General features: G+C 71.7%; 9 protein-coding genes. 2 read left to right on the top strand and 7 right to left on the bottom strand.

Going from position 1 to position 8,208, the window contains the following annotated elements; genetic code table 11:
* Nucleotides 1–147: 147 nt before the first annotated feature.
* The gene (locus QEZ54_RS13450) at nucleotides 148–1,134 is read left to right on the top strand and encodes an aldo/keto reductase (RefSeq protein WP_281304885.1); all 987 of its coding nucleotides are present in this window, start codon (nucleotides 148–150) and stop codon (nucleotides 1,132–1,134) included.
* 28 nt (nucleotides 1,135–1,162) lie between these two features.
* Here the strand turns inward: QEZ54_RS13450 and thpR are convergent, their stop codons facing one another.
* The 5 genes from thpR to QEZ54_RS13425 all read right to left on the bottom strand — a co-directional run bounded on the left by thpR (nucleotide 1,163) and on the right by QEZ54_RS13425 (nucleotide 5,774).
* Nucleotides 1,163–1,747, bottom strand: a complete 585-nt coding sequence (gene thpR / locus QEZ54_RS13445; RefSeq protein WP_281304884.1) for an RNA 2',3'-cyclic phosphodiesterase — start codon at nucleotides 1,745–1,747, stop codon at nucleotides 1,163–1,165.
* On the bottom strand, nucleotides 1,747–2,301 hold the full coding sequence (locus QEZ54_RS13440) for a hypothetical protein (RefSeq protein WP_281304883.1): 555 nt from the start codon (nucleotides 2,299–2,301) through the stop codon (nucleotides 1,747–1,749). The genes thpR and QEZ54_RS13440 overlap by 1 nt, the downstream gene beginning before the upstream one ends.
* Before the next feature lie 117 nt (nucleotides 2,302–2,418).
* Nucleotides 2,419–3,708: an MFS transporter gene (locus QEZ54_RS13435; RefSeq protein ID WP_281304882.1), complete on the bottom strand. Its 1,290-nt coding sequence runs from the start codon at nucleotides 3,706–3,708 to the stop codon at nucleotides 2,419–2,421.
* 81 nt (nucleotides 3,709–3,789) lie between these two features.
* Nucleotides 3,790–4,221 carry a MarR family transcriptional regulator gene (locus QEZ54_RS13430; RefSeq protein WP_281304907.1) on the bottom strand — a complete coding sequence of 144 codons (432 nt, stop codon included), beginning with the start codon at nucleotides 4,219–4,221 and terminating at the stop codon, nucleotides 3,790–3,792.
* A gap of 110 nt (nucleotides 4,222–4,331) precedes the next feature.
* Complete coding sequence (locus QEZ54_RS13425) at nucleotides 4,332–5,774, bottom strand: NCS2 family permease (protein ID WP_281304881.1); 1,443 nt, start codon at nucleotides 5,772–5,774, stop codon at nucleotides 4,332–4,334.
* A gap of 85 nt (nucleotides 5,775–5,859) precedes the next feature.
* Here QEZ54_RS13425 and QEZ54_RS13420 point away from each other — a divergent pair, with 85 nt between their 5' ends.
* A complete protein-coding gene (locus QEZ54_RS13420; RefSeq protein ID WP_281304880.1) occupies nucleotides 5,860–6,615 on the top strand; it encodes a DUF3027 domain-containing protein in 756 nt (251 codons plus the stop codon).
* A gap of 92 nt (nucleotides 6,616–6,707) precedes the next feature.
* Here the strand turns inward: QEZ54_RS13420 and QEZ54_RS13415 are convergent, their stop codons facing one another.
* Both QEZ54_RS13415 and QEZ54_RS13410 read right to left on the bottom strand, forming a co-directional pair.
* Nucleotides 6,708–7,352: a futalosine hydrolase gene (locus QEZ54_RS13415; protein WP_281304879.1), complete on the bottom strand. Its 645-nt coding sequence runs from the start codon at nucleotides 7,350–7,352 to the stop codon at nucleotides 6,708–6,710.
* Nucleotides 7,349–8,188, bottom strand: coding sequence for a hypothetical protein (locus QEZ54_RS13410; RefSeq protein ID WP_281304878.1), 840 nt, complete (start codon nucleotides 8,186–8,188; stop codon nucleotides 7,349–7,351). The genes QEZ54_RS13415 and QEZ54_RS13410 overlap by 4 nt, the downstream gene beginning before the upstream one ends.
* Nucleotides 8,189–8,208 lie beyond the last annotated feature (20 nt).

The raw sequence follows: 8,208 nt of genomic DNA, 5'->3' as shown, positions 1-8,208 counted from the left end.
CGCATCATGCAAACCCACGCCGCTTGACAAACACCACTCACAGATCGCTGTCTTCGGTCAGAGAGTGCCGCTCAGGCGCGCGTTCTGGCCGAAGACGACGATCATGGCGGGTCGGCAGCGGCCGCGCCGGGGATAGGGTGGGGACTCATGGAGTTCACCACACTGGGTCGCACCGGCCTGAACGTCAGCAGGCTCTGCCTGGGCACCATGAACTTCGGTCCGAAGACCACCGAGGCGGACAGCTTCGCCATCATGGACCGGGCCCTGGAGCACGAGCTCAACTTCTTCGACACCGCCGACGTGTACGGCTGGAAGATCGGCGAAGGCATCACCGAGAACATCATCGGCCGCTGGTTCGCGCAGGGCGGGGGCCGCCGCGACAAGGTCGTACTCGCCACCAAGGTGTACGGCAAGATGGGCGAGTGGCCCAACGAGCAGGGACTGTCCGCCCGGCACATCATCCGGGCCGCCGACGCCTCGCTGCGCCGCCTGCAGACCGACTGGATCGACCTGTACCAGATGCACCACGTCGACCGGAAGACGCCGTGGGAGGAGATCTGGCAGGCGATGGAGACCCTCGTCGCCGCCGGCAAGGTGCTCTACGTCGGTTCGTCCAACTTCGCCGGCTGGCACATCGCGGCCGCGCAGGAGGCGGCCAAGCACCGCAACTTCCTCGGCCTCGTCGCCGAGCAGAGCATCTACAACCTGATGACCAGGCACATCGAACTGGAGGTCGCCCCGGCGGCCCAGCACTACGGCCTGGGCATCATCCCGTGGTCGCCGCTGCACGGCGGCCTGCTGAGCGGCGCGATCCGCAAGCTCAAGGACGGCACCGGCGGCCGCGTCGCCGAGGGCCGCTCCGCCGAGGGACTGGCGGAGAACCGGGCCACCATCGAGGCGTACGAGAAGCTGTGCGAGTCGATCGGCGCGGACCCGGCCGACGTGGCGCTGGCCTGGCTGCTGTCGCGGCCCGGCGTGACCGCCCCGATCATCGGCCCGCGCACGGTCGAGCAGCTCGACAACTCGCTCAACGCGCTGACCCTCAAGCTCGACGAGGACACCCTCACCCGCCTCGACGAGCTGTTCCCGCCCGTCGGCAAGGGCGGCCCCGGCCCCGAAGCCTGGGCCTGGTAAACCGCTCCGCCGTTGAGAAGGGGCCCTTCTACCTCGCATTGCGATAAGAAGGGTCCCTTCCTTCCTCGGCGCGCAGCGCCGACGCGGTGAGCGGGTGGTACGACGGCCGCGGCCCCAGCTCACTGCGCACCAGCACCAACTCCCGCACCGCCCAGTTCGGGCCGCAGTAGTTCCGCAGCAGCTCCAGGTCGCCGTGCAGCGCGGACGCGGGCAGGCGGTCGCCGGGGCGGGCCAGCGTCAGGTGCGGCTGGAAGCGCTTGTCGTCGGGGTGCAGGCGGCGGGCGCGCAGTTCCCGGCGTACCTCGCGGCCGAGCCGGACCAGGCCGTCCACGTCACCGTCGAGTCCGGTCCAGAGCACGGTGGAGCGGCCGTGGCCGAATTTCCCGCCGCCGGTGATGGAGAGCTCGCCGCAGGTGCCGGTGACCGCGTTGAGGGCGGCGGTGGCGGAGTCGGCGGCCTCGTCGGGGACCTCGCCGAGGAAGGCGAGGGTCAGGTGCCAGCGCTCCGGCGGGCTGACCCGCGCGTGGGCCCGGCTCACCGCCAGCCGGTCGACCAGGCCCGACAGGTGCGTCAGGGCCTCCGGCGGCGGGAAGACGGCCACGAACAGGCGCATCAGGACCCCGCGAGCACCACTCCCGCGGTGCTGAGCGCGCCCTCGACCCGCACCCGCTCGATCTCCAGGTCGAGCCCGGCCACCTCGGCCAGGTGCTCGTCGATGCCGAGGCACAGGCACGCGTCGCGCAGGGCCTGGTCGTAGGCGACGTCGGTGCGGGGCAGCTGGCGCAGGGCGGCCACGATCTGCTCGAACGGCACCGGGACCGGGCCGAGCGCCACCGGGGCGGGCTCGGGCAGCCAGGCCGGGGCGAGGCCGACGGCGCTGAGCCGCTGCGCGGCGAACTGGACCATCGTCTCGCGGGCGGCACCGAGCGCGACGGTGGCCACCCGGGCGGCGTTGGTCCACGGCGGTCCGGCCGGCGGCGCCGGGGCGAAGGCCCGCTCCAGGCGGTCCAGCGTGCGCTGCTCGTGCCAGGCCTCGCGCACCTTCTCGGCGCGGTGGCGCACCTGCACCACCATGTCGTCGGCGCAGATCACGGCGGCGATAGCGGCGGGCATGCCGGCAAGCGCCATCACCCCCAGGGTGATCGGAAGTGCGCTGTCGGTAGCCACGCTCATGACACTATGCCCAACCCTTCGCCACTCGCCACCGCATACCGTACGTACGTCCAACGGACGGTCGGTGCGTCGCCATTCCCGGCTGCTCGCACCGCCGTCGATCGAATCCCATCAGGCGGTTGCGACATTGTCGGCGTGCACGACGCGCACCCGTGGGCTGGGCCGGACCTGGATGGACAGCTTGTCCCCGGCGTGGCGCAGCTGCCAGGCCAGGCACACCACGGCGGCCACCAGCGAGATCGCACCGCCGAGCCAGATGCCGGCGGCGGCGCCGAAGCGCTCGACGATCCAGCTGATGACCATGGAGCCGACGGGCGCCGTACCCAGGAAGATGAGCACGTAGAGGGCCATCACCCGGCCCCGGAACGCGGCCTCCACGCCCAGCTGGACCCGCTGGTTGGCCGCCTGGGCCAGGAAGACGGTGCTGAAGCCGGTCGGCACCAGCAGCGCGAGCACCAGCCAGCGGTACGGCGCGAAGCCCACCGCCACCGCCAGCACCCCGAACGCCACGGCCGACGCGAGCAGCAGGTAGACCGACGGGCGGCCCTTGCGGGCGGTGCCCGCCAGCGCCCCGGCCAGCGAGCCCACCGCCAGCGCGGTGTTGAACAGGCCGAACGTCGCCGCGCCGGTGGCGAAGACGGTCTTGGCCAGCAGCGCGAGGGTGAGCTGGAAGTTGTAGCCGAACATGGCGATCACGAACATCATCGCCATCGGCAGCAGCAGGTCGTGCCGGTTGCGGACGTACTTGAGGCCGTCGGTGACGCGGGCCTTCTCGCTGCGCGGGGGCAGTTCGGGGCGGATCAGCTCGGCCGGGCGCATCCGCCACTGCATGAACACCGGGGCGATCGCCATCACCGTGCTGATGAGGAACACCGGGCCGGTGCCCAGCGCGGCGATGGCCACGCCGGCCAGGGCCGGGCCGGTGATGCGGGCGGTCTGGAACGTGGCCGCCGACAGCGACAGGGCGTTGGGCAGCAGCTCCTTGCCGACCAGCTCGGAGACGAACGCCTGGCGGACCGGGGTCTCGATGGCCTGGGCGATGCCGAGCAGGCCCGCGAAGATCAGGATGTGCCAGAACCGGATGGCACCGGTGGCGATGAGCACGGCCTGCATGACGGCGAGCACCGCCCAGGCCCCGTTGGAGAGCATGAGCAGGGTGCGCTTGTCGAGGCGGTCGGCCAGCGTGCCCGCGTACAGCGTGAGCAGCATGACCGGGACGAACTGCAGCGCGGTGACCAGCCCGAGGGCGGTCGGCGAGTCGTCGGTCAGCTCCAGGACCAGCCAGTCCTGGGCGACGTACATCATCCAGACGCCGACCAGTTTGATCAGCTGACCGCCCGCGAACAGCCGGTAGTTACGGACCTTCAGGGAACGGAAGGTGGTGCTCATTCTCGCCCGCACGCAGGTTGCGCCTCCTTGGATAGCAGCCATCCGGTTGGGACGGACCAGGCTGCTCGGCGCATTCGCGGGGTGGGCCCGCGCCTACTCCCGGGCCAGCCGCTCCAGCAACTGGGCGGCACGCTCCACGGTGTCGCGTTCGTCCGGGGCGAGCCCGGCCAGCCGGTCGGCCAGCCACTCGTCCCGTACGCGCTGGTAGCGGTCGAGCACCGCGATCCCCTCCGGGCTGAGCGACAGCAGGACCTGCCGTCCGTCGGTGGGGTGCGGGGCCCGGCTGATCAGACCGCGGTCCTCCAGCTTCGCCACGATCTTGGTCATCGTGGGCGGCTGCACCCGCTCGGCCTCGGACAGCTCACGTGGGGTGAGTGCGCCGCCGATCCGCAGGCTGGTGAGCGCGGAAAGCTGGGTCACGGTGAGATCGCCGAGCGGCCGCTCCTGGCGCAGTCGCCGGTTGAGCCGGGTGATGGCATCGCGAAGCCGCTCCGTCAGCTCCTCGGGGGAGGCTTGCGCCACCATCACCACCTGCTCCGTCACAATCCATAGCCTAGCTAATAAGCCTGGCTAACGAAATGGTTTTCCCTGGAAGGAGCGCTGTCACCGCCGTCACAGCGCTCCCGGGCACCGGCCTAGAAGATCGCCTTCTCCAGCACACCGCGCAGGAAGTACACCACGAACAGCAGGGCCACCGCCCACAGCAGCGGGTGCACGTCGCGGACCTTGCCCTTGGCCAGCTTGATCAGCACGTACGAGATCACGCCGGCGCCGATGCCGTTGGAGATCGAGTACGTGAACGGCATGACCACGATCGTGAGGAACGCCGGGATGCCGATCTCGTAGTCCGTCCAGTCGATGTTGCGGACCGAGGTCATCATCAGGAAGCCCACGATGACCAGCGCCGTCGACGCCGCCTCGAACGGCACCACCGTCACCAGCGGCGCCAGGAACATCGCCAGCAGGAACAGCCCGCCGGTGACCAGGTTCGCGAAGCCCGTCCGCGCCCCCTCGGCCACGCCCGCCGCGCTCTCGATGTACGAGGTGTTGCTGGACGTGCTCGCCGCACCGCCGGCCGCGGCCGCGATCGAGTCCACCAGCAGGATCTCCCGCGTACGCGGCACCGTGCCGTCCTCCTGCAGCATGCCGCCCTCCTGCGCCACGGCGACCATCGTCCCCATGGTGTCGAAGAAGTCGGTCAGCAGCAGCGTGAACACGAACATGATCACGACGATCGGACCGGCCGTCTTCCAGCCGCCGAGCACGTTGAAGTGGCCCAGCAGCGACAGGTCCGGCACCGCCACCCACTTGGTGGGCACCGACGGCACGTTGAGGCTCCAGCCCGCCGGGTTCGGCTTGCCGTCGACGAACGACGGACCGACCTTCGCGACCGCCTCCACGATGATCGCCAGCACGGTCGAGGCGACGATGCCGATCAGGATCGCGCCCTTGACCTTGCGCGCCACCAGCACCGCCGTCAGCAGCAGCCCCACCACGAACACCAGCCCCGGCCAGGTGATGATCGTGCCGTTGATGCCCATGCCGATCGGCGGCGAACCCGTACCGGTCGAGCGCACGAAACCGGCGTCGACGAAGCCGATGATCGCCAGGAACAGGCCGATGCCGACGCCGATGGCGGTCTTCAGCTGCATCGGCACGCTGTGGAAGACCGCCGTGCGCAGGCCGGTCAGCACCAGGATGCCGATGATGACACCCTCGATGACGACCAGGCCCATCGCGTCGGCCCAGGTCATCTTCGGTGCGATCTCCAGCGCGACGAGGGCGTTCACGCCGAGACCGGCCGCCAGGGCGAGCGGGAACCTGCCCCATACGCCCATCAGGATGGTGAGCAGGCCCGCCACCAGCGCGGTGCCCGCCGCCAGGGCCGCCATCGGCAGCATCGCCCCGGTGATGTCGCCCTTCCCGCCCAGGATGAGCGGGTTCAGGACCACGATGTAGGCCATCGTGAAGAAGGTGGCCAGGCCACCACGTACCTCGCGGGACATCGTCGACCCGCGGGCGGAGATTTCGAAGAAGCGGTCGAGGCCACCGACCGCGCCCGTACCTGCTGTGCTCATGGGCCGCATCGTCCCAGATCGAAGACCCGTTTGTGTATCAGATCCGGACCGGGTCCACTAAACCTCGAATCAGCGATGAGGAAGAATGGGGAACGTGACCAGGACCGCCACCCGTGCCCCGAAAGTCGACCAGGTATGCGCCGAGGCCGTCGAGACGGCCCGTACCGCGATCACCGATGACGCCGGCCATGTCGGCCAGCATCTGAACGCGGTCGCCGAGGGCGACCGGGTGGTGACCCATTACTTCGCCTGCGACCTGCCCGGATACCGGGGATGGCAGTGGGCGGTGACCGTCACCCGCGCCCCGCGCAGCAAGCACGTGACGATCTGCGAGACGGTGCTGCTGCCCGGCGGCGACGCGCTGCTGGCCCCCGGCTGGGTGCCCTGGCACGAGCGGCTGCACCCCGGCGACCTGGGCGTCGGCGACCTGCTGCCCACCCCGGAGGACGACGACCGGCTCACCCCCGGCTACATGCTCAACGGCGACCCGGCCGTCGACGAGGTCGCCTGGGAGCTGGGCCTGGGCCGCCCGCGCGTGCTGTCGCCGCTGGGCCGCGAGGAGGCCGCCCAGCGCTGGTACGACGGCGAGAACGGCCCCGAGGCGCCCATCTCGGTGGCGGCCCCGCGTACCGCCCGGTGCGTGTCGTGCGCGTTCTACGCCCCGCTGGCCGGCTCCCTGGGCCGCGTCTTCGGCGCCTGCGCCAACGTGTACGCCCCCGACGACGGCCGGATCGTCTCGCTCGACCACGGCTGCGGCGGCCACTCCGAGGTCCTCATCGACGAGACCGTCATCCCCGCCCCGCCCACCATCTACGACGACGGCGGCGTCGAAGAAGTCTGACCAAGATCGTTCAAGTTGCCGGGCAATCGGGCGTATGAGCACCTGTCATACCCCCGATTGCCCGGCGATTTCGTTGGTCTTGGACGGCCGGGTCACCAGCTGCCGGTGAGGGCGGCCAGGTGGGGGGCTGCCGCGGTGAGGGCGGACAGGGCGTCGCCGATGCGCCAGGAGGCGCGGTCGCGCGGGCCGACCGGATTGGAGATGGCGCGCAGCTCCGCGAACGGCACGCCGGCCTGCTCGGCGGCGCAGGCGACGCCGTACCCCTCCATCGCCTCGGCCAGCGCCAGCGGGTGCCGGGCGACCAGCTCGCGCGCGGTCTCGGCGGTGCCGGTCACCGTGGACAGCGTCAGCACGTCGCCGACGGCGGCCTCGGGCAGCACCCGCCGCAGCGCGGCCAGCAGGTCCCGGTCCGCGTCCAGGGTCGCGGTGCCGAAGCCCAGGTCATCGACGCTGATGAAGCCGGTGTCCGATTCGGGGGCCTGGGCGCCCAGGTCGGCGGCGATGCTGCGGGCGCCGAGGACGGTGCCGCCGGGCTCGACGCCGAAGCCGCCCGCGATCCCGGCCGAGACGACCGCGCGGTAGCGCGAACCGGCCAGCGCCAGCAGCCGGGCGGTGCCCGCGGCGGCCGCGGCCGGGCCGACCCCGACCGGCGTCACGGTCACCGGGTGGCCGGCGGGCATGCCGCGCAGCAGCGCCTCCGCCTCGGCCGCGACCGCGGTCACCACCAGCAGCGTCATTTCTTCGTCCCCTCGTCGGTCGGGTCGAGCGACGAGGGACGGTACACGTGGAAGCCCTCGGGGATGGTGCGCGCCTCCTGCTGCGGCACGCGCGCCACGGTGCCGGAGCCGCCGGGCGGACCAGAGACGATCTCTCCGCGCAGCGCCGGGCCGCCCGCCCCGGCCGGGTGCTCGGCGGGCAGCCGCAGGGCGAGCAGGGCGCCGGTGCCGAGCAGCAGGGCCGCCACCCACATCGGCCAGGCGGGCACGGCGAGCCCGACGACCAGGCCGGTGACACCGGTGGCCAGGCCCGCGATCAGGCCGTACTGGGTGGCGCGGTAGAGGCCGCCGAGCGGGTGCACGGCGCGGGGCAGGAGCCGCCACAGCGCGGAGAGGTGCATCGCCCACTGCGGCAGTACGAGCGCCAGCAGGATCAGCAGCAGCAGCCACAGGTCACCGGCCCACTGGGCGGCCAGCACCGTGGCCACCGCCCGACCGATCAGCGTGAGTCCGATCACCGCCCTGGCCAGGCCGGGTGCCCCGCTGATCAGCACCGCGGCGATGATGGCCAGGACCACGCCGCCGGTCAGCGCGGCGGACCAGCCGAGGGCGCCCGGCGAACCCGCCGCCCACACCAGCCCGGCCAGCAGGGACAGGTCGGCCGCGACGGCGACGGCGTGCAGGTCGAACAGGCGCGCGGCGCGCGGATCGCCGCCGGAGCCCACCGCCCGCACCCGCAGGGCGGTACGGGTGAGCCACCGGATGCCGACCACCGACCGGTTCACCGTGGCGACGAGCATGCGGATCATCCGGACCAGCAGGTCCGCGAGGCGGCGCAGTGCTTGCATCAGGGGCATGGTGCATATCCTGCCAGCGC

The sequence above is a fragment of the Catellatospora sp. KI3 genome (genome assembly GCF_029948125.1).
Lineage (GTDB): Bacteria > Actinomycetota > Actinomycetes > Mycobacteriales > Micromonosporaceae > Catellatospora.
This window is presented reverse-complemented; position numbering and strand designations above follow the sequence as displayed.